General features: G+C 63.8%; 24 protein-coding genes. 17 read left to right on the top strand and 7 right to left on the bottom strand.

Features of this window, described 5'->3' with window-relative positions:
• Positions 1-8 precede the first annotated feature (8 nt).
• Positions 9-1,667 carry a cation acetate symporter gene (locus tag E8E95_RS05090; RefSeq protein WP_280348636.1) on the bottom strand — a complete coding sequence of 553 codons (1,659 nt, stop codon included), beginning with the start codon at positions 1,665-1,667 and terminating at the stop codon, positions 9-11.
• Positions 1,667-1,975, bottom strand: a complete 309-nt coding sequence (locus E8E95_RS05085; RefSeq protein WP_179062222.1) for a DUF485 domain-containing protein — start codon at positions 1,973-1,975, stop codon at positions 1,667-1,669. The genes E8E95_RS05090 and E8E95_RS05085 overlap by 1 nt, the downstream gene beginning before the upstream one ends.
• 224 nt (positions 1,976-2,199) lie before the next feature.
• Between E8E95_RS05085 and E8E95_RS05080 the strand changes: the two genes are divergently transcribed.
• The gene (locus E8E95_RS05080) at positions 2,200-2,424 is read left to right on the top strand and encodes a DUF2061 domain-containing protein (RefSeq protein ID WP_280348634.1); all 225 of its coding nucleotides are present in this window, start codon (positions 2,200-2,202) and stop codon (positions 2,422-2,424) included.
• 114 nt (positions 2,425-2,538) lie between these two features.
• Positions 2,539-4,089 (top strand): beta (1-6) glucans synthase, encoded by a 1,551-nt coding sequence (locus E8E95_RS05075; RefSeq protein WP_280348633.1) that lies wholly within the window; start codon positions 2,539-2,541, stop codon positions 4,087-4,089.
• Between the two features lie 125 nt (positions 4,090-4,214).
• Here E8E95_RS05075 and E8E95_RS05070 read toward each other — a convergent pair whose 3' ends face one another.
• Positions 4,215-4,598 carry a hypothetical protein gene (locus E8E95_RS05070; protein WP_280348632.1) on the bottom strand — a complete coding sequence of 128 codons (384 nt, stop codon included), beginning with the start codon at positions 4,596-4,598 and terminating at the stop codon, positions 4,215-4,217.
• A 267-nt stretch (positions 4,599-4,865) separates the two neighbouring features.
• On the opposite strand from E8E95_RS05070, the gene E8E95_RS05065 reads away from it, so the two are divergent.
• Both E8E95_RS05065 and E8E95_RS05060 read left to right on the top strand, forming a co-directional pair.
• Positions 4,866-6,161: a serine/threonine protein kinase gene (locus E8E95_RS05065; protein WP_179062218.1), complete on the top strand. Its 1,296-nt coding sequence runs from the start codon at positions 4,866-4,868 to the stop codon at positions 6,159-6,161.
• 13 nt (positions 6,162-6,174) lie between these two features.
• Positions 6,175-6,918 (top strand): VacJ family lipoprotein, encoded by a 744-nt coding sequence (locus tag E8E95_RS05060; RefSeq protein WP_280348955.1) that lies wholly within the window; start codon positions 6,175-6,177, stop codon positions 6,916-6,918.
• 101 nt (positions 6,919-7,019) lie between these two features.
• On the opposite strand, the gene E8E95_RS05055 is transcribed toward E8E95_RS05060, so the two are convergent.
• Together E8E95_RS05055 and E8E95_RS05050 are read right to left on the bottom strand one after the other, a co-directional pair.
• Positions 7,020-8,222 carry a patatin-like phospholipase family protein gene (locus E8E95_RS05055; protein WP_280348631.1) on the bottom strand — a complete coding sequence of 401 codons (1,203 nt, stop codon included), beginning with the start codon at positions 8,220-8,222 and terminating at the stop codon, positions 7,020-7,022.
• Between the two features lie 43 nt (positions 8,223-8,265).
• Positions 8,266-9,186, bottom strand: a complete 921-nt coding sequence (locus tag E8E95_RS05050; RefSeq protein WP_280348630.1) for a lipid A biosynthesis lauroyl acyltransferase — start codon at positions 9,184-9,186, stop codon at positions 8,266-8,268.
• 121 nt (positions 9,187-9,307) lie between these two features.
• Between E8E95_RS05050 and minC the strand changes: the two genes are divergently transcribed.
• The 7 genes from minC to lpcA all read left to right on the top strand — a co-directional run bounded on the left by minC (position 9,308) and on the right by lpcA (position 14,734).
• Entirely contained in the window at positions 9,308-10,054 is a 747-nt protein-coding gene (minC, locus tag E8E95_RS05045) for a septum site-determining protein MinC (protein WP_280348629.1), read from the top strand.
• 99 nt (positions 10,055-10,153) lie between these two features.
• On the top strand, positions 10,154-10,969 hold the full coding sequence (minD, locus tag E8E95_RS05040) for a septum site-determining protein MinD (RefSeq protein WP_077523931.1): 816 nt from the start codon (positions 10,154-10,156) through the stop codon (positions 10,967-10,969).
• Positions 10,966-11,220, top strand: a complete 255-nt coding sequence (minE, locus tag E8E95_RS05035; RefSeq protein ID WP_016491219.1) for a cell division topological specificity factor MinE — start codon at positions 10,966-10,968, stop codon at positions 11,218-11,220. The genes minD and minE overlap by 4 nt, the downstream gene beginning before the upstream one ends.
• Positions 11,221-11,283: 63 nt before the next feature.
• Positions 11,284-11,919 carry an RluA family pseudouridine synthase gene (locus E8E95_RS05030; protein WP_120652641.1) on the top strand — a complete coding sequence of 212 codons (636 nt, stop codon included), beginning with the start codon at positions 11,284-11,286 and terminating at the stop codon, positions 11,917-11,919.
• A gap of 38 nt (positions 11,920-11,957) precedes the next feature.
• Positions 11,958-12,533 (top strand): class I SAM-dependent methyltransferase, encoded by a 576-nt coding sequence (locus E8E95_RS05025; RefSeq protein WP_179062213.1) that lies wholly within the window; start codon positions 11,958-11,960, stop codon positions 12,531-12,533.
• A 306-nt stretch (positions 12,534-12,839) separates the two neighbouring features.
• A complete protein-coding gene (locus tag E8E95_RS05020; protein WP_280348628.1) occupies positions 12,840-14,129 on the top strand; it encodes a M18 family aminopeptidase in 1,290 nt (429 codons plus the stop codon).
• 17 nt (positions 14,130-14,146) lie between these two features.
• On the top strand, positions 14,147-14,734 hold the full coding sequence (gene lpcA / locus E8E95_RS05015; protein WP_280348627.1) for a D-sedoheptulose 7-phosphate isomerase: 588 nt from the start codon (positions 14,147-14,149) through the stop codon (positions 14,732-14,734).
• Between the two features lie 291 nt (positions 14,735-15,025).
• On the opposite strand, the gene E8E95_RS05010 is transcribed toward lpcA, so the two are convergent.
• A complete protein-coding gene (locus tag E8E95_RS05010) occupies positions 15,026-15,742 on the bottom strand; it encodes a UTRA domain-containing protein (RefSeq protein ID WP_280348626.1) in 717 nt (238 codons plus the stop codon).
• Positions 15,743-16,043: 301 nt separating this feature from the next.
• Between E8E95_RS05010 and E8E95_RS05005 the strand changes: the two genes are divergently transcribed.
• The 6 genes from E8E95_RS05005 to E8E95_RS04980 are packed head-to-tail and all read left to right on the top strand — an operon-like array spanning position 16,044 to position 21,217.
• Complete coding sequence (locus E8E95_RS05005) at positions 16,044-17,102, top strand: extracellular solute-binding protein (protein WP_280348624.1); 1,059 nt, start codon at positions 16,044-16,046, stop codon at positions 17,100-17,102.
• 46 nt (positions 17,103-17,148) lie between these two features.
• Positions 17,149-17,955: an alkaline phosphatase family protein gene (locus E8E95_RS05000; protein ID WP_280348622.1), complete on the top strand. Its 807-nt coding sequence runs from the start codon at positions 17,149-17,151 to the stop codon at positions 17,953-17,955.
• Positions 17,952-18,794 carry an ABC transporter permease subunit gene (locus E8E95_RS04995; RefSeq protein WP_280348620.1) on the top strand — a complete coding sequence of 281 codons (843 nt, stop codon included), beginning with the start codon at positions 17,952-17,954 and terminating at the stop codon, positions 18,792-18,794. Before E8E95_RS05000 ends, E8E95_RS04995 begins: the two co-directional genes overlap by 4 nt.
• On the top strand, positions 18,781-19,578 hold the full coding sequence (locus tag E8E95_RS04990; protein ID WP_280348618.1) for an ABC transporter permease: 798 nt from the start codon (positions 18,781-18,783) through the stop codon (positions 19,576-19,578). Before E8E95_RS04995 ends, E8E95_RS04990 begins: the two co-directional genes overlap by 14 nt.
• Positions 19,575-20,564, top strand: coding sequence for an ABC transporter ATP-binding protein (locus E8E95_RS04985; RefSeq protein ID WP_280348616.1), 990 nt, complete (start codon positions 19,575-19,577; stop codon positions 20,562-20,564). The genes E8E95_RS04990 and E8E95_RS04985 overlap by 4 nt, the downstream gene beginning before the upstream one ends.
• Entirely contained in the window at positions 20,564-21,217 is a 654-nt protein-coding gene (locus E8E95_RS04980) for an HAD-IB family hydrolase (RefSeq protein WP_280348614.1), read from the top strand. Before E8E95_RS04985 ends, E8E95_RS04980 begins: the two co-directional genes overlap by 1 nt.
• Before the next feature lie 459 nt (positions 21,218-21,676).
• On the opposite strand, the gene E8E95_RS04975 is transcribed toward E8E95_RS04980, so the two are convergent.
• Positions 21,677-22,388: OprD family outer membrane porin (locus E8E95_RS04975; RefSeq protein WP_280348612.1), on the bottom strand; the 712-nt coding region annotated here is incomplete at its 5' end.

Below are 22,388 nucleotides of genomic sequence, written 5' to 3'. Positions count from 1 at the left end.
GCCAGGGATCAGTGGGCGACTGCACCACTGGCGCCCAGGCCGGTCTGGGAACGTACGAACTGCGGGTAGAAGCGCGCGCGTTCCTCGTCTGCGGCAGCGGATTTGTCGGTGATGGAGAAGAACCAGATACCGACGAAGGCCACAAGGATGGAGAACAGCGCCGGGTACTCGTACGGGTAGATCGCGGTCGCATGGCCGAGGATCTGTACCCAGATGGTCGGGCCGAGGATCATCAGACCCACTGCGGTGACCAGGCCCAACCAGCCGCCGATCATGGCGCCACGGGTGGTCAGCTTCTTCCAGTACATGGAGAGGATCAGCACCGGGAAGTTGCAGCTGGCGGCAATCGAGAAGGCCAGGCCCACCATGAAGGCGATGTTCTGCTTCTCGAACAGGATGCCAAGACCGATGGCCACGAAGCCCAGCACCACGGTGGTGATCTTCGATACGCGCAGCTCGTCCTTCTCGCTCGCCTTGCCCTTCTTGAACACGGAAGCGTAGAGGTCGTGGGACACAGCCGAGGCACCAGCCAGGGTCAGTCCGGCAACCACCGCCAGGATGGTGGCGAAGGCCACGGCGGAGATGAAGCCCAGGAACAGGCTGCCGCCTACGGCGTTGGCCAGGTGCACCGCCGCCATGTTGTTGCCGCCCAGCAGGGCACCGGTAGCGTCCTTGAAGGCCGGGTTGGTGCTGACCAGCAGGATGGCGCCGAAGCCGATGATGAAGGTCAGGATGTAGAAGTAACCGATGAAGCCGGTGGCGTAGAACACCGATTTACGGGCTTCCTTGGCATCGCTGACAGTGAAGAAGCGCATCAGGATGTGCGGCAGGCCAGCGGTGCCGAACATCAGCGCCAGGCCCAGGGAGATCGCGGAGATCGGGTCCTTCACCAGGCCACCGGGGCTCATGATCGCCTCGCCTTTCGGGTGAACCTTGATGGCTTCGCTGAACAGGGTCGCGATGTCGAAGTTGACGTGCTTGAGCACCATGATCGCCATGAAGGACGCGCCGGAGAGCAGCAGCACCGCCTTGATGATCTGTACCCAGGTGGTCGCCAGCATGCCGCCGAACAGCACGTAGAGCACCATCAGGATACCGACCAGGACCACGGCGACGTGGTAGTTGAGGCCGAACAGCAGCTCGATCAGCTTGCCGGCACCCACCATCTGGGCGATCAGGTAGAAGGCCACCACCACCAGGGAACCGCTGGCGGACAGCGTGCGGATTTCCTTCTGCTTCAGGCGGTAGGAGGCCACGTCGGCGAAGGTGTACTTGCCGAGGTTGCGCAGCCGTTCAGCGATCAGGAACAGGATCACCGGCCAGCCCACCAGGAAGCCGATGGAGTAGATCAGGCCGTCGTAGCCGGAGGTGAATACCAGGGCGGAAATACCCAGGAAGGACGCGGCGGACATGTAGTCACCGGCAATCGCCAGGCCGTTCTGGAAGCCGGTGATGCTGCCGCCGGCGGTGTAGAAGTCCGCAGCGGATTTGCTGCGCTTGGACGCCCAGTAGGTGATGTACAGCGTGGCGCCGACGAAGGCGACGAACATGACGATGGCCGAGGCGTTCAGCGGCTGGCGCTGGACATCGCCCTCGATGGCGCCGGCGGCCCAGAGGGCGGGCGCCACGACCATCAGGCCGAGCACGGCAAGGATGCGCGCGATCATTACTGGACCTCCTTGAGGATTTCCACGTTGAGACGGTCGAACTCGCCGTTGGCACGACGTACGTAGATGCCGGTCAGCACGAAGGCGGACAGGATCAGACCGACACCGATCGGGATACCCCAGGTGACAGGAGAATCAGGGTTGATGCGGGTGCCGAGCACTTGTGGCTCGAAAGCGATCAGGAGAATGAAGGCCAGGTAAAGGCCGAGCATGATTGCGGAGAGGATCCAGGCGAAGCGCTCTCGCTTGGAAACCAGTTCCTGAAAACGCGGATTCTCTTGAATCCGCTTGTAGGTGCTGTCGTTCATTATTGTTGTCCTCCACAGCGCGGGTTGCTGGTGAAGCCAACAATAGAACGGCGGTACAAGCGCAACAGACGACCTTAGTCTTACTCGGGGCGATTCTCGACCAAGGTCGTACGCCGTCCATGCAGTGAAACTATCAGCGCCATGCTGGATGAACATTTCCCTGTATCACGCGATGGGCCTAGCCTGAGCACACCGAATAATCATTCTCATTCCCGAGGTGCGCCATGCTCAAGACCGTGACCTTCACCCTCATGCACTTCTGCATCGCCTTCAGCGTGGCCTATGCCCTGACCGGCAGTGTGACGGTCGGCGGGCTGGTCGCGGCGGTTGAGCCGCTGTGCAACTCGGTCGGTTTCTACTTCCACGAGAAGTTCTGGAAGCGCTTCGAAAAAGGCGACAAGCCGGGCCAGGAGATTCCAAAGCACGCCTGGCTGCATCACCACGCGTAACGGGGCTCGGGACCGAAATGCGCTGTCAGGAATTTCCCCTTCCTGGCCGTAGGAGCGCGGGGGGCTAATCCGCTAAGATGCGCGGCTTTGCCCCCAACGCAAGCACCCTTAGCCATGAGTCAGAACGACCGCTTCCCTGCACTCCCCTATCTGCTTTCCTTCGTGATCGCGGCGCTCGCCCTTGCCGGCCTCTGGTACGGCCTTGGCAAGCCGGTGATCCTGCCGGACGCCGCCACTCCCAGCCATAAGCTGCAGTGCGCGTCGTACAGCCCGTTCGACAAGGACCAATCGCCGTTCGACCAGCCTTTCGTGCTGCGCCCCGAGCGCATGGACGCCGACCTGGCCCTGCTGGCGACTCGCTTCCACTGCGTGCGCACCTATTCCATGACCGGTCTGGAAGCCATCCCGGAACTCGCCCGCAAACACGGCCTCAAGCTGATGCTGGGTGCCTGGGTGAACGGCAACCCGGTGGACACGCAGAAAGAAATCGACGCCCTGGTCAAGGCGGCCAATGCCAACCCCGATGTGGTGCAATCGGTGATCGTGGGCAACGAGACCCTGCTGCGCAAGGAAGTCACCGGCGCCCAACTCGCCAAGCTGATCGAGCAGGTCAAGGCTCAGGTGAAGCAGCCGGTGACCTACGCGGACGTGTGGGAATTCTGGCTGCGCCATCCGGAAGTCGCGCCGGCGGTTGATTTCCTCACCATCCATCTGTTGCCCTACTGGGAAGACGATCCTGCCGGCATCGACCAGGCCCTGCGTCACGTCGCCGAAATCCGCCAGGTATTCGGCAACAAGTTCGCCCCCAAGGACATCTTCATCGGCGAAACCGGCTGGCCCAGCGAAGGCCGCCAGCGTGAAACCGCTCTACCGAGCCGCGTCAACGAGGCCAAGTTCATCCGTGGCTTCGTCGCCATGGCCGAGCAGAACGGCTGGGGCTACAACCTGATCGAAGCCTTCGACCAGCCGTGGAAGCGCGCCAGCGAAGGCGCCGTGGGCGGCTACTGGGGTCTGTTCGACGCCGACCGCCAGGAAAAAGGCGTGCTCGCCGGCCCGGTCACCAACCTGCCCTACTGGCCCATGTGGCTGGGCGTTTCCGGCCTGATTTTCCTGACGACCCTGCTGCTTGCCGGCCGTCCCGCTTCCACGCGCGCAGCTCTGGTACTGCCGCTGCTGGCGGCAACTGGCGCAGCGTGCATCGGTTTGTGGGGCGAGATGGCGCGGGTTACCAGTCGCTTCGTCGGCGAATGGGCGTGGGCGGCCTTCCTGGTCGGCCTCAACCTGATGGTCCTGGCTCACGGCGCCCTGGCGCTTTCAGCTCGTGGCGGGGTACGCAGCCGCCTGTTCGACTGGCTGGAGTCCCGTGGCGGCTGGTGGTTGCTGGCTTCCGGTTTTGCCGGCGCGGTGCTGATGCTGGCACTGGTGTTCGACGCTCGCTACCGCAGCTTCCCCAGCGCAGCCCTGCTGCTGCCGGCCCTGGTGTACCTGTTCCGCCCGGTTGCCGCCCCGCGCCGCGAAGTCGCCTTGATGGCGGTGCTGGTCGGCGCCGGCATCGTGCCGCAGCTCTACGAAGAAACCCTGGGCAACGTCCAGGCGATCGGCTGGGCCGCCGTCAGCGTTCTGCTGCTGGCTGCCCTGTGGCGCAGCCTGCGGGTTCGCGGCTAATCCGGGACATGCTCTGCCTCTGTAGGAGCGAATTCATTCGCGATTGAAATCGCTCCCACAGGCACGGTATCGCAGGAAACAAAAAAGGACGCCCAAGGCGTCCTTTTTTATTGCTCGCTGGAAACTCAGGCGGTGGCCGCAACCAGTTCCGTTTCACGGCGCACCAGGCGCAGGCCGGCGATGACGCAGGCGAACACGGCGAGGCTGGCGGTGTAGAGCACCAGGGCCGGCAGGGCGAACAGCAGGGCCAGCAGAGCGAGAATCCAACCCGCGCGGCCGGGAACGAAGAACGCGGCGAGCGCGGCGCCCAGGCCGATCCAGGCGATCACCCGGAAATGGATCAACAGGCCCAGGCCTGCGCGAACCTGGCATTCCCAGCGTTGCGCTTCATCGACGCACAAGCCGACCCACTGGCCGTCCTCCATCAGGGCGAAACGAACGCCGTAGCTGGCGGCCAGCCAGAGTGGCAGCAGGATCAGCAGCAGGATGAGGGACGAACGGCTGGACATGGTGATCTCCGAATGGGTAAGCGGCGCCAAGGATACCCCCAAGCCCAGGCTATGCAAGGACCTTCCAACCATCGGTAACAACCTGGCCTGACGTACGGCCCGCACTCACGGGACTTGCAGTTGTCATAGGCTCGGTATTCACTCATCACGTTCTCTTATAAGGAACACGGCCCGGTGGCCCCTGAACGGGGTGGAACCGGGGGAGAGGCTGGAGCCTGCAAGCGACTGCGGCACGGCCTCCGCAGAAACTGAACAGGGACCTTTCCTATGCTCCGTCTTCGACTTGCCGCCCTGTTGGGCAGCCTGACTTTCTGTGCCCATGTGCTGGCCACGGACCTGGATGCGGCAAGCTACGGCTTTCCGATCAGCAACCCCTTCGAAGCGACCATCGCCACGACGCCGCCCGACTTGCGTAGCAAAGTGCCGGCGGACGAAGACATCAACCAGGCCGACTACGACCTGAAACTGCGCCCCGAGCGTGAGGCCGATTTGCCCGACAACTTCTGGTCGGTGAAGAAGCTGCGCTACCGCCTCGCCCAGCAGAAGGGTTCCGCGCCGCTGGTGTTCGTCATCGCCGGCACCGGCGGCAATTACGCCAGCACGCACGCCGAAAGCCTCAAGAAGCTGTTCTATGGCGCTGGCTACCACGTGGTGCAGCTCTCCTCGCCCACCAGCTACGACTTCATGGCCGCCGCCTCGCGCCACGCCACCCCCGGGCTTTCAGCCGAGGATGCCGACGACCTCTACCGCGTCATGCAGGCCGTACGCGCCCAGCATCCGGGCCTGGAGGTCAGCGACTTCTACCTCACCGGCTACAGCCTTGGCGCCCTGCAAGCCGCCTTCGTCAGTCATCTGGATGAAACTCGCCGCAGCTTCAACTTCAAGCGCGTCCTGCTATTGAACCCGCCGGTGAATCTCTACACCTCGGTGACCAACCTCGACCGCCTGGTGCAGACCCGCGTGAAAGGCGTCGACGACAACACGACCTTCTACCAGGTGGTGCTCGGCAAGCTGACCCGCTACTTCCAGCAGAAAGGCTACATCGATCTCAACGACGCGCTGATGTTCGACTTCCAGGAGTCCAAGCAGCGGCTGTCCAACGAGCAGATGGCGATGCTGATCGGCACCGCCTTCCGCTTCTCGTCGTCGGATATCGCCTTCACCTCGGACCTGATCAACCATCGCGGCCTGATCACCCCGGTGAAATACCCGATCAGCGAAGGCACCAGCCTGACGCCTTTCTATAAACGCGCCCTGCAGTGCGACTTCGACTGCTACATGACGGAGCAACTGATCCCCTACTGGCGCGCCCGCTATGACGGCGGCAGCCTGACCCAGTTGATCAACCAGGTCAGCCTCTATGCGCTGGAGGACTACCTGAAGGGCAACAGCAAGATCGCCGTGATGCACAACGCCGACGACCTCATCCTCGGTCCGGGCGACCTGGGCTTCCTGCGCCGCACCATCGGCGACCGCCTGACCGTGTACCCCCACGGCGGTCACTGCGGCAACCTCAACTACCGCGTCAACGGCGACGCCATGCTGGAGTTCTTCCGTGGCTAAGAAAGCACTCTTCATCGCCCTGCTGTTGACCAGCGGCCTGACCTGGGCCCAGGAGCCCGACCAGGACGGATTCACCGAACCGCTGAAAGACCTGAAGTTCAACCCCGGACTCGACCAGCGCGAGTTCGAGCGCTCGACATTGGACGCGCTGAATGTCTACGACCCCTACGAAGCCTGGAACCGGCGCATCTACCACTTCAACTACCGTTTCGATGAATGGGTGTTCCTGCCCGTGGTGCGCGGCTACCGGTATGTCACGCCGGGATTCCTGCGCAGCGGCGTGAGCAACTTCTTCAGCAACCTGGGCGACGTGCCCAACCTGCTGAACAGCATGTTGCAGCTCAAGGGCCAGCGTTCCATGGAAATCACCGGGCGCCTGTTGCTGAACACCACCATCGGCGTCGTCGGTCTCTGGGACCCGGCCGCGCGCATGGGGCTGCCCAAGCAGACCGAGGATTTCGGCCAGACACTCGGCTACTACGGCGTGAACGATGGTCCGTACCTGATGCTGCCGATCCTCGGCCCTTCCAACCTGCGGGACACCGGTGGGCTGGTGGTGGACTACGTGGCCGACTACCAGATCAACTTCCTCAACGTGCCGGAAGTCAGCAGCAACCATCCGGAAATCACGGTGCTGCGCATGGTGGACAAGCGCTACTCCACCAATTTCCGCTACGGCCAGCTCAACACCCCCTTCGAGTACGAGAAACTGCGCTACGTCTACACCGAGTCACGCAGATTGCAGATTGCCGAGTAAGGCCTTACGCGGCACTTGTAGGGGCGAGGAGCCTTGTAGGAGCTAGCTTGCTAGCGAACAGGGGCCATTCGCTGGCAAGCCAGCTCCTACTCACGCTACAGCTAGACGGCAGGAACGGTGTGGGGATAGGCCGGCGCCATCTCCAGGCCGAGGAAGCTCTGCAGCTCAGCACGCTTGGCCATGGCGTCCTGGTAACCCAGTTCGATCAGCTCATTGCAGTAGCCCGGTTCGAACAGCAGATAACTGAGTACGCCTGCCCCGCTCGCCCGTGTCGCACCCGGTCCGCGCAGGAAGGTACGGATGGCGCGGGGCATTTCCCGTCGATGGCGGGCGGCGATTTCATCCAGTGGCCGGCTCGGGGAAATCACCAGCACTTCCACCTGTTCCGAGCTGAGGTTTCGCGGACGCGCCTCGGCCGGTATCGCCCGACTCATGCGGTTGATTCGCTCAAGCAGTTCGATATCGCTTTCCAGGTTGTCGATGAAGGTGCTGTTCAGCAGATGCCCGCTGATCTGCGCCAGGGTCGGCGGACGTCCGCTCTGCGGCAACGGCATTTCCTGATTGGGGTTCATACCCAGCGGGTTGCCACTTACCCCGACCACCAGCACCCGGTTGGCCCCCAGATGGAGGGCCGGGCTGATCGGCGCCGTCTGCCGCACCGCACCGTCACCAAAGTATTCACGGCCCAGGCGCACCGCCGGGAACAGCAGCGGAATCGCTGCGCTGGCCATCAGGTGCTCGACGCCCAGCCGGGTCGGCACGCCGACACGGCGATGGCGGAACCAGGGATCGATGGCGGCGCGGCCCTGGTAGAAGGTCACCGCCTGCCCAGATTCGTAGCCGAAGGCGGTCACCGCCACCGCGCGGAGTTGCCGGGTGCGCACGGCGGCGGAGATGCCGGAGAAATCCAGCTCGCGCTCCAGCAATTCACGCAATGGGGCGTTGTCCAGCAGGGCCGCCGGGATGTCGCGGCCGAGTCCCAGCAGATTGTGACCGAAGAAGCGCGAGCTCTGGTGCAACACACCGGGCCAGTCGCTGCGGTAGATCTGCCCGCAACGGAAGCCCTTCCAGACGGCATTCAGGCGACGAATGGCCTGGCTGAAGTGCAGCGCGCCGCAGGCCAGGCCGACGGCATTCACTGCGCCGGCCGAGGTGCCGACTATCACGGGGAAGGGATTGCAGGCCGAATCCGGCAGCAGATCGGCGATGGCGCCCAACACGCCCACCTGATAGGCCGCCCGCGAGCCACCACCGGAAAGGATCAGCCCGGTCACGGGCTTCGTGGTGGCGGCGCTGGCATCCATGGACTGCTCTCCGGGCGGGATTTTCCGAGTATAGGTTCAGCGATCAGTAAAGCTTCGGTGCGCCTTCCGGCCGCGTCTTGAAGCGGCGATGGGCCCAGAGGTACTGCTCCGGGCATTCGCGGACAGCACCTTCCACCCACTGATTGACGCGCAGGCAATCGGCCTCCTCGGTTTCGCCAGGGAAGTCCGACAGCGGTGGATGGATCACCAACCGGTAGCCGGAGCCATCCTCCAGGCGGCGCTGGGTGAAGGGCAGCACGATGGCACGGCCCAGACGGGCGAATTTGGTGGTGGCGGTAACGGTGGCGGCCTCGATGCCGAACAGCGGCACGAACAGGCTCTGCTTGCGGCCGTAGTCCTGGTCGGGTGCGTACCAGATCGCGCGGCCGGCGCGCAGCACCTTGAGCATGGCACGCACGTCCTCACGTTCGATGGCGCTGGCGTCCAGGTTATGGCGTTCGCGGCCACGACGCTGGATGAAGTCGAACAGCGCGTTCTTGTGCTCGCGGTACATGCCGTCGATGGTGTGCACCTGTCCGAGCAGTGCCGCGCCGATCTCCAGTGTGGTGAAGTGCAGGGCCATGAGGATCACGCCCTGGCCTTCGGCCTGGGCCTTCTGCAGGTGTTCCAGCCCTTCTATGTGGGAAAGCTGTGCGAGGCGGGGTTTGGGCCACCACCAGCTCATGGCCATCTCGAAGAAGGCGATGCCGGTGGAGGCGAAGTTTTCGCGCAGCAGACGCTCCCGCTCGGAACTGGACAGTTCCGGGAAGCACAACTCCAGGTTGCGCCGGGCGATCTTGCGCCGTGACCCGGCCACCCGCAGCATCAGCGCCCCCAGTGCGCGCCCCATTCCCAGTTGCGCCCGATAGGGCAACAGGGTGATCAGCCACAGCACACCGAGCCCCAGCCACAGCGGCCAAAAACGCGGGTAGAGGAACTGTGGGCGAAATTGAGGTCTATCCATCTCTGAATCCGCTTGAGCGAGAAAACCGCGCATTCTACTCCAAATGCGCCGCCCCCTTCCGGCTTGCTAGCGCCGGACGATCTCGCTATAAGTCCTCGCCATTCACGACTGCAGGCAGACCATGAGCCAAGCCGACTTTCTCGACCAAGAACCCGTGTTCCAGCTCAAGGGCAGCATGCTCGCCATCACCGTGATGGAACTGGCACACAACGACCTCGAACGCCTCAATCGGCAACTGGACGAAAAAGTCGCCCAGGCCCCCAATTTCTTCCAGAACACCCCGCTGGTCATGGCGCTGGACAAGCTGCCCGAGGGCGAACCGCCCCTGGACCTGCCCGCGCTGCTGGAAATCTGCCGCCGCCATGGCCTGCGCACCCTGGCGGTCCGTGCCAGCCGCGAGGAGCACATCGCCGCCGCCGATGCCCTGGACATCCCGGTCCTGCCACCGTCCGGGGCCCGCGAGCGGCGCATCGACCCGGTAGAACCCGAGGCGAAGAAGAAAGTCGAGAAACCGGCCGAGCCGCCCAAACCCGAGGTGCAACCGACCAAAGTCATCACCACCCCGGTGCGCGGCGGCCAACAGGTCTATGCTCCTGGCGGCGACCTGGTAGTCCTGGCGGCGGTCAGCCCCGGCGCGGAACTTCTCGCCGATGGCAATATCCATGTTTACGGTCCCATGCGCGGTCGTGCACTGGCCGGTATCAAGGGGGATACCAAGGCTCGCATCTTCTGTCGTCAACTGGCCGCCGAGCTGGTGTCGGTAGCGGGTCAATACAAGGTTGCCGACGACCTGCGGCGCGACCCGCTCTGGGGTCAGCAGGTACAAGTCAGCCTGTCGGGAGACGTGTTGAACATCACCCGCCTTTAACGGATACTGCCGCGAAATTTCAGGGACCTGAAAGGGAAGAGGAATGGCTCGATCGGGCCGATAACTTCCCGATTTTCTTATCATTTGGGGTGAATCACCTTGGCCAAGATCCTAGTTGTCACGTCCGGCAAGGGTGGTGTGGGTAAAACCACCACCAGCGCCGCCATCGGTACCGGTCTCGCACTGCGCGGTCACAAGACTGTCATCGTCGACTTCGACGTTGGCCTGCGTAACCTCGACCTGATCATGGGTTGTGAACGCCGCGTGGTGTACGACTTCGTCAACGTCATCAATGGCGAAGCGTCCCTCACCCAGGCCCTGATCAAGGACAAGCGCCTTGAGAACCTCTACGTGCTGGCCGCCAGCCAGACCCGTGACAAGGACGCGCTGACCCTCGAAGGCGTCGGCAAGGTCATCGAGGAACTGAAGCAGAATTTCGAATACGTGGTCTGCGACTCGCCGGCCGGTATCGAGAAAGGCGCCCACCTGGCCATGTACTACGCCGACGAGGCGATCGTCGTGACCAACCCGGAAGTCTCCTCCGTGCGTGACTCGGACCGCATGCTCGGCCTGCTGGCCAGCAAGTCCCGCCGCGCCGAGAAAGGCGAAGATCCGATCAAGGAACGCCTGCTCCTGACCCGTTACAACCCCGAGCGCGTCACCAAGGGCGAAATGCTCGGCGTCGAAGACGTCGAGGAAATCCTCGCCATCAACCTGCTCGGTGTCATCCCGGAATCCCAGGCGGTACTCAAGGCCTCCAACCAGGGTATTCCGGTCATCCTCGACGACCAGAGCGACGCCGGCCAGGCGTACAGCGATGCCGTCGACCGCCTGCTCGGCAAGGAGCTGCCCCACCGCTTCCTCGACGTGCAGAAGAAGGGACTCTTACAACGCCTGTTCGGAGGCCGTGAATGAACATTTTCGACTTCTTTCGCGAGCGGAAGAAGCAGAACAGCGCTTCGATCGCTAAGGAACGACTCCAAATCATCGTTGCCCACGAACGTGGCCAGCGTAGCCAGCCGGACTACCTGCCGGCCCTGCAGAAAGATCTGGTGGACGTGATCCGCAAATATGTCGACATCGACGAAGAGCAGGTTCAGGTCCTGCTGGAGAATCAGGGCAGCTGCTCCATTCTCGAACTGAACATCACCCTGCCCGATCGTTGATCGACGCAGTTGTGCACTAACGGCGGCCTCGGCCGCCGTTTGCTTTTTCGGACGCCCCAATCCATGCCGCTTTCCCAGATCGAGTTCATCCACAAGGACGACGCCCTGCTGGTGGTCAACAAGCCGACCCTCCTGCTCTCCGTGCCCGGCCGGGCCGACGACAACAAGGACTGCCTGATCACCCGCCTGCAGGAGAACGGCTACCCGGAGGCGCGCATCGTCCACCGGCTGGACTGGGAGACTTCCGGCCTGATCGTGCTGGCCCGTGACGCCGACAGTCACCGCGAACTGTCCCGCCAGTTCCACGACCGGGAGACCGAGAAGGCCTACACGGCCCTCTGCTGGGGCGAACCGGAACTGGACAGCGGCCGCATCGAACTCCCCCTGCGCTACGACCCGCCGACCAAGCCGCGCCACGTGGTGGACTTCGAGCAGGGCCGCCATGCCCTGACCTTCTGGCAGGTGGTCGAGCGTTGCGGCCATTACAGTCGCGTCGAACTCACGCCCATCACCGGCCGTTCGCACCAGCTCCGCGTGCACATGCTGTCCATCGGCCACCCCCTGCTGGGCGACCGTCTGTATGCCAACCCGGAAGCCCTGGCCGCCCATGATCGCCTGTGCCTGCACGCCAGCATGCTGTGCCTGACCCATCCGCAGACAGGTGAACGCCTGAGATTCGAGTGCCCGGCGCCGTTCTGACCTAGGCTCAAGAAAAAGGCTGCAGTTCCGGGAAAACCATGAGCTTCACCGATTTCTACAACGCCACAGAAGGCCAACCTGCACGCGTCACCCTGCGTACCGCCCTGGAATGCTGGGACGGGCCGCCCGGCCGCGCGCTGGACCTGGGCTGCGGCGCCGGACGCGACACCCTGGAACTGCTCAGGCGTGGCTGGCAGGTGCTGGCCGTGGACGCCGAACCCGAAGCGCTGGCCCGCCTGGAAGCCCAGGTGGACGACGAGAAACGCCAGCGACTGCAGAGCCGCTGCTGCCGTTTCGAAACCATGCCGCTGCCGGCAGCTCAGCTGGTCAATTCGAGTTTCGCCCTGCCCCTCTGTCCGCCCGAGGCCTTTCCCTCCCTCTGGCAGGCGATCTGCGGCGCCCTGCCAACTGGCGGACTGTTCGCCGGCCACCTGTTCGGCGAACGGGACGACTGGGCCAACAACGGCATCACCATCCTGCGCCGCCGGCAACTGGAAGAACTGCTCTCGGGCTGGGACGTGCTGATGCTCGAAGAGAAAGAAGAAGACGGCGTCACCGCCAAGGGCCGCAACAAGCATTGGCACCTGTTCTCGGTGGTCGCCCGGCGCCTTTGATCGGTCACCGCTTTCCTGTGGGGGCGATTTCAATCGCGAATGTATTCACCCAAGCACCTGTAGGGTGGATCACGCTCCATCGATCCACCATCGGCGTCGGGACCAGGCATCGCTGGTGGATGTGAAAAGCGACATCCACCCTACGGCAGTAGCTGAAAGCCGGCGCAATGCCTGGCTGGATATAGCTCCGTAGCAATGACGCAACACCCCACCTATCGGCCTGTTAGGAAAATTCACCGCTGGTCGGCCTCCTAATCCTCGGGGGCTATGGGATAAACTCGCGCCACTGCTGTCTGGAGTCCCCCAATGCGCGAAGAGTTGAACCAGGGCCTGATCGATTTCCTCAAGGCCTCGCCCACCCCCTTCCACGCCACCCGCAGCCTGGCCAAGCGCCTCGAAGCCGCCGGCTATGTGCGCCTCGACGAACGCGAGGCCTGGCGTATCGAAAGCGGCGGCCGTTACTACGTCACCCGCAATGACTCCTCCATCGTCGCCATCAAGCTGGGCAAGCGCCCGGTGCTGGAAGGCGGCCTGCGCCTGGTCGGCGCCCACACCGACAGCCCCTGTCTGCGGGTCAAGCCGAACCCGGAACTGCACAAGCAAGGTTTCTGGCAACTGGGCGTGGAAGTCTATGGTGGCGCCCTGCTCGCCCCCTGGTTCGACCGCGACCTGTCGCTCGCCGGCCGCGTCACCTACCGTGCCGCCGGCATGGTGGAAAGCCAGCTGGTGGACTTCCAGGCGCCCATCGCCGTGATCCCCAACCTGGCCATCCACCTCAACCGTGAAGCCAACCAGGGCTGGGCCATCAACGCTCAGACCGAACTGCCGCCGATCCTGGCCCAGCTCGCCGCCGGCCAGGCCCGCGAATTCCGTGACCTGCTGGCTGAACAGCTGACCCTGGAACACGGCATCGTCGCGGATGCGGTGCTGGACTACGAATTGTCCTTCTACGACACCCAGAGTGCTGCGGTCATCGGCCTGGACGGCGACTTCATCGCCGGCGCGCGCCTGGACAACCTGCTGTCCTGCTACGCCGGCCTGCAAGCCCTGCTCGCTGCCGAAGCCGACGAAAGCTGCGTGCTGGTCTGCACCGACCACGAGGAAGTGGGTTCATGCTCCGCTTGCGGCGCCGACGGTCCGATGCTGGAACAGGTGCTGCGCCGCGTGCTGCCGGAAGGCGATGCCTTTGCCCGCGTCATCCAACGCTCGCTGCTGGTATCGGCCGACAACGCGCATGGCGTGCACCCGAACTACGCCGACAAGCACGACGGCAACCACGGCCCGAAGCTCAACGCCGGCCCGGTGATCAAGGTCAACAGCAACCAGCGCTACGCCACCAACAGCGAAACCGCCGGTTTCTTCCGCCACCTCTGCCTGGAGAACGAAGTGCCGGTCCAGAGCTTCGTGACCCGCAGCGACATGGGTTGCGGCTCCACCATCGGTCCGATCACCGCCAGCCAGCTCGGCGTGCGCACCGTGGACATCGGCCTGCCCACCTTCGCCATGCACTCCATCCGCGAACTGGCCGGAAGCCATGACCTGGCCCACCTGGTGAAGGTCCTCGCCGCCTTCTACTCCAGCCACGACCTGCCCTGAGCAGGAAGGAAACCCGCATGCTCAGCCATATTCGCAACAGCTTGGAGGAAGCCAGGACCGCGCTGGACAACTTCATCGCCAACGAGCAAGCGCTGAAAAGCATTGAGCGTGCGGCGGAGCTCCTGGTCGAGAGCTTCGAGAACAAGGGCAAGGCGTTTTCCTGCGGTAACGGCGGATCGATGTGCGATGCCATGCATTTCGCCGAAGAACTGACCGGCCGCTACCGCAAGAACCGTCCCGGCATCGCTGCCATCTCCATCAGCGACGCCAGCCACATCAGCTGCGTGGCCAATGATTTCGGCTACGACCACATCTTCTCCCGCTACATCGAATCCCACGGCCGCGAAGGCGACGTGTTGCTCGCCTTCAGCACCAGCGGCAGGAGCCCCAACGTGATCAAGGCCGCCGAAGCCGCCCGCGCCCTCGGCGTGAAGGTAGTGGCCCTCACCGGAAAGCCCGGCTCCGCCCTGGAAGCCCTGGCCGACGTCTGCATCTGCGCCCCCGGTGGCGACTTCGCCGACCGCGTACAGGAGCTGCACATCAAGGTCGTGCATATCCTCATCGAACTGGTGGAACGCAAGCTGTCGCCAGAGAACTACGCCTGAGGGGGAATCCCCTCACCCCATGTGCAACGAGGCCCAACAATTCTGGCATCGGCCGCGAAGCGTTGGGTTTCGTTCCTCTACCCAACCTACAAATGCCGCCGTTCTCTGTGGGGGCGAATTCATTCGCCAAGGGCTGCGCAGCCGCCCCGTAGGTTGGTCCGAGCGCAGCGAGGCCCAACGTCGCCAGTCACAAACACCGCAACGTTGAGTTTCGTTCCGCTACCCAATCTACAAGTGCCGCCGTTCTCTGTGGGGGCAAATTGATTCGCCAAGGGCGGCGCAGCCGTCCAATCACTCCGGCACTTCGACGCTCACGTGGATCGCATCGTGCCGCCAGAACTCCAGGTCGCAGTCGATCAGACGGCCATGCTGGTCGCGGTTGATACGGGTGATCTTCAGCGCCGGACTTCCTGCTGACACTTTCAACGTCGCCGCCGCCTCCGGATGCAGGGCGGTAGGCACCATGTCGAAACGCACCCGGCCGTAGCGGATGCCGTACTGGCTGTCATAGAGCTCGGTCAGCGAACGGGTCAGGTCGAAATCGATGATGCCGGGGAAGTAGGCGGGATTCAGGTAGTGCTCTACGTAGAGCACCAGGCGCCCGTCTATGCGGCGCACGCGACGGATCTGGTAGACGCTGGACAGCGCCGGCAGCTCCAGCAACTCGCAGATTTCCACACTGGCCGGAATCAGCCGTGCCCCCAGCACTTCGGTTGCGGGCACCCGGCCCTGCCCGGCCACCATGGCGTGGAAATGGCTACGCACCAGCGGGTTGTAGAGCAGCCGGGGTGGCGAGACGAACCAGCCGCGACGCTCCTCGCGGTAGATCAGCCCCTGGGCCTCCAGTTGCCCCAACGCCTCGCGCAAGGTGATGCGGGTCGTGTCGAACAGCTCACTCAACTTGCGCTCGGCCGGCAACTTGCTGCCCTGGGGCAGCAAGCCGTGCTCGATCTGTTCCTGCAGCGCGCTACAGATGGCGGTCAGGGTGCGGGGCGCCTCATCGCGCATCGAAAAACTCCAATCTGGAATAGACCAGCACCACTTGGGTGCGTCATGGCCGGGCTTGCCGGCCATCCTAGGCAGCCTAGATGACTGCGGGATGACAGTCAGGCGCGCCTGCAGGCGCCATGCCATCGCCAATAGCGACAGCCCTGCGAATCCGCCACTTGCCCATGGTCTACGCTTTTCAGGCGTCTGCCGCCGCCGGACCGGGTGGCGACCCTGAAATCAAACCGTCATCCAAGGCTTTTAGATTTGGCCTGGGTCTTGCTGATCTAGACCAACCTCCAAACCTGCTAAGGAGCTTCACATGAAACGCCTGTTGCTGGCTTCACTGATGGGAACGGCCATCGCCCTGGGAACCCAGGCGATGGCGAGCGACGCAGATCTGAAGAATCTCGAACAAGCCGCCCGCAAGGAAGGCGCGGTGAACAGCGTGGGTATGCCCGACAGCTGGGCCAACTGGAAGGACACCTGGGTTGACCTGAACAAGCTGTACGGCCTGAAGCATGTCGACACCGACATGAGCTCCGCCCAGGAAATCGCCAAATTCGCCGCCGAGAAGGACAACGCCACCGCCGACATCGGCGACGTGGGCGCAGCCTTCGGCCCCATCGCCGTCCAGCAGGGCGTGACCCAGCCTTACAAGCCCAGCACCTTCGCGCAGATCCCCGATTGGGCCAAGGACGCCGACGGCCACTGGATGCTGGCCTATACCGGTTCCATTGCTTTCATCGTCAACAAGCAACTGGTGAAGGAGTCGCCCAAGTCCTGGGCCGACCTGAAGCAAGGCAAGTACAAGGTCGCCATCGGCGACGTCAGCGCCGCCGCCCAGGCCGTCAACGGCGTGCTCGCCGCTGCGATCGCCAACGGTGGCAACGAGAAGAACATCCAGCCGGGCCTGGACTTCTTCGCCGAAATCGCCAAGCAGGGTCGCCTGTCGCTGTCCAACCCGACCATCCAGACCCTGGAAAAGGGCGAGGTGGAAGTGGGCATCGTCTGGGACTTCAACGGCCTGTCCTATCGCGACCAGATCGACCCCAGCCGCTTCGACGTGCTGATCCCCTCGGATGGTTCGGTGATCTCCGGCTACACCACCATCATCAACAAGTACGCGAAGAACCCCAACGCGGCGAAGCTGGCCCGTGAGTACATCCTCAGCGATGCCGGCCAGATCAACCTGGCCAAGGGTAACGCCCGTCCGATCCGTGCCGAGCATCTGACCCTGCCGGCCGAGGTCAAGGCCAAGCTGCTGCCCAACGAGCAGTACGCCAAGGTCCAGCCGATCAAGGATGCCAAGGCCTGGGAAGAAACCTCCAAGGCACTGCCGCAGCTGTGGCAGGAACACGTGATCATCGAGATGGAATAAGGAGCCGGCCCAATCGCCGGGCGCTTGGGCTGCTTTGAGGCGAACCATGAAGAACAAAGTCATCCTCGTCCTGCTGGATGGCCTGAACTACGAGGTGGCCCGGCACGCGCTGGGTCACCTTCAGGCCTACTGCGGCGCCGGCAAGGCAGTGCTTTATAAGCTCCAGTGCGAGCTGCCGGCGCTGTCCCGTCCGCTCTACGAATGCATCCTCACCGGCGTTCCACCGATCCAGAGCGGCATCGTCCACAACGATGTATCGCGCCTGTCGAAGGAACGCAGCATCTTCCACTACGCCAGCGCCGCCGGACTCAGCACCGCCGCCGCCGCGTACCACTGGGTCAGCGAGCTGTACAACGACTCGCCCTTCAACGCCGCCCGCGACCGCCACACCGAAGCGCCGCAGTTGCCGATCCAGCACGGCCACTTCTACTACGCCGACCACTACCCGGACTCGCACCTGTTCGCCGACGCGGAAAGCCTGCGCCAGCGCCACAACCCGGATTTCCTCCTGGTGCACCCGATGAACGTCGACGACGCCGGCCACAAGCACGGCCTGGACTCGCCGCAGTACCGCAACAGTGCGCGGGTCGCCGACATTCTGCTGGCCGAATACCTGCAGCGCTGGCTGGACGCCGGTTATCAGGTACTGGTGACCGCCGACCATGGCATGAACAACGACCGCTCCCACAACGGCCTGCTCCCCGAGGAACGTGAAGTACCGCTGTTCGTGCTGGGCGATGCCTTCAGCCTGGACGCCACGGCGCAGCCGAAGCAGACCGAACTGTGCGGCACCGTTTGCGAGCTGTTGGGCGCCGCCCACGACAAGGCGGTCTGCCGGGAGTTGCTGAAGTGAGTTCAACCAACCGGGGCAAATGGCTCGCGCTACTCTGCCTGCTGCCCTTCGCCTTGTTCTTCATCCTGTTCCAGATCGCGCCGCTGGCCTGGGTCGCCATCCACAGCCTGAACACGCCCGAAGGCTGGGGGCTGGCCAACTACACCAAGGTGTTCAGCTCGAAGTTCTACCTCCAGGCCATCAAGCACAGCCTGCAGATCGCGTTCTGGTCCAGCCTGTTCGGCATCGTCATCGCGGTGATCGGCAGCTACTCGCTGCGCCGGGTGGACTCGAAGCTGCGTGACTTCGTCATGGCCTTCTCCAACATGACCAGCAACTTCGCCGGCGTGCCGCTAGCCTTCGCCTTCATCATCCTGCTGGGCTTCAACGGTGCGCTGACCATCCTGCTCAAGCAGTCCGGGGTGATCGAGGACTTCAACCTCTACTCCAAGGTCGGCCTGATCGTGCTCTACACCTACTTCCAGATTCCCCTCGGCGTGCTCCTGCTCTATCCGGCGTTCGACGCCCTGCGCGAGGACTGGCGCGAGTCTGCCTCGCTGCTGGGGGCCAGCCCCTGGCAGTTCTGGCGGCACATCGGCCTGCCGGTGCTGACGCCCGCCTTGCTCGGCACCTTCGTCATCCTCCTGGCCAACGCCCTCGGCGCCTACGCCACTGTCTACGCCCTGACCACCGGCAATTTCAACGTGATGACCATTCGCATCGCCGCCATGGTCGCCGGCGACATCGCGCTGAATCCCAGCCTGGCCAGCGCCCTGGCGATGGTGCTGGTGGGGTTGATGGCGCTGATCACCGTGGTCCATCAGTGGCTGCTGAAGAGGAGTTACCATGTCGCGCGCTGAATCCCGCAATGGCGGCCTCTATCATCGCGTGGTGGTCTGGCTGCTGTTCCTGATACTGCTGCTGCCTCTGGCCGGCACCCTGCTCTACTCGCTCTCCACCAGTTGGTCGGCGACCATCCTGCCGGATGGACTGACCCTCAAGTGGTACCTGGCGCTGTGGAGCGACACGCGGTTTCTCACCGCCTTCGGCCAGTCGCTGCTGGTGTGTTTCGGTGCCCTGGCGCTGTCGGTGGTGTTGATCCTGCCGCTGCTGTTCGTGGTGCATTACCACTTCCCACGGCTCGACGGGCTGATGAACATCCTCATCCTGCTGCCCTTCGCGGTTCCGCCGGTGGTGTCCTCGGTGGGGTTGTTGCAGATCTACGGTTCAGGCCCGCTGGCCATGGTCGGTACGCCGTGGATCCTGATCGGCTGTTTCTTCACCATCGCCCTGCCCTTCATGTACCGCGCCATCACCAACAACCTGCAGGCGATCAACCTGCGCGACCTGATGGACGCCGCCCAACTGCTCGGTGCCAGCACCTGGAAGGCGGCCTTCCTGGTGGTGCTACCCAACCTGCGCAAGGGCCTGATGGTGTCGCTGTTCCTGTCGTTCTCCTTCCTCTTCGGCGAATTCGTCTTCGCCAACCTGCTGGTGGGCACCCGCTACGAGACCCTGCAGGTCTACCTGAACAACATGCGCAACAGCAGCGGCCACTTCAACAGCGCCCTGGTGATCTCCTACTTCTTCTTCGTGCTGCTGTTCACCTGGGCAGCCAACCGCCTGAACAAGGACAACGCATGAGTTTTCTTTCCATCCGTGGCCTGCACAAGAACTACGGCCAGACCACCATTTTCACCGACATCGATTGTGAGATAGGCAAGGGCGAATTCGTCACCCTGCTCGGCCCGTCCGGCTGCGGCAAATCCACCCTGCTGCGCTGCATCGCCGGCCTGACCGACGTGAATGGCGGGCAGATCCTGCTGGACGGCCAGGACCTGGTGCCCGTATCGCCCCAGAAGCGCGGCATCGGCATGGTGTTCCAGAGCTACGCGCTGTTTCCCAACATGAACGTGCAGCAGAACGTCGCGTTCGGCCTGCGCATGCAGAAAGTCAGCGCCGCCGACAGCAAGCGGCGGGTCGACGAAGTCCTCGCCATGGTGGAGCTTTCCGACTTCGCCACGCGCTACCCGCACCAGCTCTCCGGCGGCCAGTGCCAACGTGTGGCCCTGGCCCGGTCGCTGGTTACCCGTCCGCGCCTGTTGCTTCTCGACGAGCCGCTGTCGGCGCTGGACGCGCGCATCCGCAAGCACCTGCGCGAGCAGATCCGCGCCATCCAGCAGGAGCTGGGGCTGACCACCATCTTCGTGACCCACGACCAGGAAGAAGCCCTGACCCTGTCGGACCGCATCTTCCTGATGAACGCCGGACGCATCGTCCAGAGCGGCGACGCGGAAACCCTCTACACCGCACCGGTGGACGCCTTCGCCGCCGGCTTCATCGGTAACTACAACCTGCTCGACGCCGACGCCGCCAGCCGACTGCTGCAGCGCCCGGTCAACAGCCGCGTCGCCATCCGCCCGGAGGCCATTGCCCTGAGCAACGAAGGCGGTATCGAGGCCGAAGTGCGCAGCCACAGCCTGCTGGGCAACGTGGTGCGCTATCGCGTCGAGGCACGCGGCGTGGAACTGGTGGTGGACGTACTCAACTGCTCCGCCGAAGATCTGCACCGCAAAGGCCAACGAATCGGCCTTCGAATAGACGATCACGCAATACGGGAGGTGGCCTGATGGCCCTGGCAATCTTCGACCTTGACGACACCCTGATTGACGGCGACTGCGCCAGCCTGTGGAGCGCCCACATGGCAGAACTGGGTTGGGTCGATGGGGAATCCTTCGTCCGCAAGGACCATGAACTGATGGCGCTGTACGCCGAGGGCAAGCTAGCCATGGAGGACTACATGGCCTTCAGCCTGTCGCCACTGGTGGGTCGCACCGCTGAAGAAGTGGAGTTCGTGGTCGGGCCCTTCGTCGAGGACGTGGTCGAGCCGCTGATCCACTCCGACGCCATGCGCTGCCTGGCCCGGCACCGCGCCGCTGGCGATCGCATCCTGATCATTTCCGCCTCGGCACACTTCCTGGTCAGCGCCATCGCCGAACGCCTGGGCGTGGAAGAAGTGCTGGCCATCGACTTGGAAGAACAGCACGGTTGCTACAGCGGCCGCACGCGCGGCGTGCTCACCTACCGCGACGGCAAGGTAACGCGCCTGAACGCCTGGCTGGAGGAACAGCGCGAAAGCCTGGAAGGCGCCTACTTCTATTCCGACTCACGCAACGACCTGCCACTGCTCTCGCTGGTGGCCCACCCGAACACGGTCAACCCCGACCCGACCCTGCGCGCCCATGCCGAACAGGCCGGCTGGCCGGTGCTGGACTGGCGTTGATCGTTTCTTGATGTGGCAGCGAATTCATTAGTGAGCCTGACCCTTAGGTTGTGGCTGAGCTAAGCGAAGCCCAACACGCGGAGTTGCGACCCACCTCGTTGGGCTTCGCTGCGCTCTGCCCAACCTACAAAAGCCCCTCTCCCCAACCCTCTCCCTGAAGGGAGAGGGAGCTGTCCGTGCCGGCGTTCAGGCCAGGCACTTCCCTGTAGGGGCGAATTCATTCGCCAAGGGCCGCGCAGCGGTCCCGTAGGTTGTGGCTGAGCTACGCGAAGCCCAACACGCGGAGTTTCGGCGCACCTCGTTGGGCTTCGCTGCGCTCTGCCCAACCTACAAAAGCCCCTCACCCCAACCCTCTCCCTGAAGGGAGAGGGGGCTATCCGTGCCGGCGTTCGGCATTGGCGCTTTCCTGTGGGGGCGAATTCATTCGCGATCGTAGGGTGGGCTTCAGCCCACCAGCCCTTACAGCAGCGTCAGGGTGTAGCTCAGGATCAGGCGGTTCTCGTCCTGGTCACGCGCGGCGTCGCTGCGCAGCGCGGCATTCCGCCAGGACACGCCGAGGCCTTTCAGCGGGCCGCCCTGCAGCACGTAGTCGAGGCGGAAGTCGCGTTCCCACTCGCCCTGGTCGCTGCCCTGGGTCTCAATGTTGCTGCCCTTCAGGTAGGTGCCCACCGCCTTCAGCCCCGGCACGCCGAGCTTGGCGAAGTCGTAGCCGTATTCGGCCACCCAGGTGCGCTCGCCGGCGCTGAGGAACTTGCCGATCTGGCGGTCGGTGATCAGGTAGGCGGTGGCGCCATCGCCCTGGTTGAGGAAGGGGAAGGCGCTGTCGCCGGAGACCTGCTGGTAGCCCAGGCTGGCCGCGTGGCCGCCGAGGGTGTAGGTGAACAGGGCGCTCCAGGTGCGGTTGTCGACCTCGAAGCGGTCCGGGTCGTTGGTCGCCCAGTTGCCCGAGCTGCGGAAGCCTTCGCGGCGGCCTTCGACGCTGGCGTTCTTGCCATCGGAGTCGCTGTAGAAGTAGCGCAGGTCGGACTTCAGCGCGCCCACCGGCAGCGCCCAGTTGTGGGTCAGGCCGACGAAGTGCTGCTGGTAGAAGTCTTCCAGGTTGCCGTAATAGTACTGCGCGAGCAGGTTGTCGCTGACCTTGTAGTCGCCACCGGCGAAGTAGAACTTGTTG

The organism is Pseudomonas sp. BN414, from assembly GCF_029871275.1.
Classification (GTDB): Bacteria; Pseudomonadota; Gammaproteobacteria; order Pseudomonadales; family Pseudomonadaceae; genus Metapseudomonas; species Metapseudomonas resinovorans_C.
The sequence above is the reverse complement of the archived record's forward strand: the minus strand, read 5'-3'. Positions and strand labels throughout refer to the sequence as shown.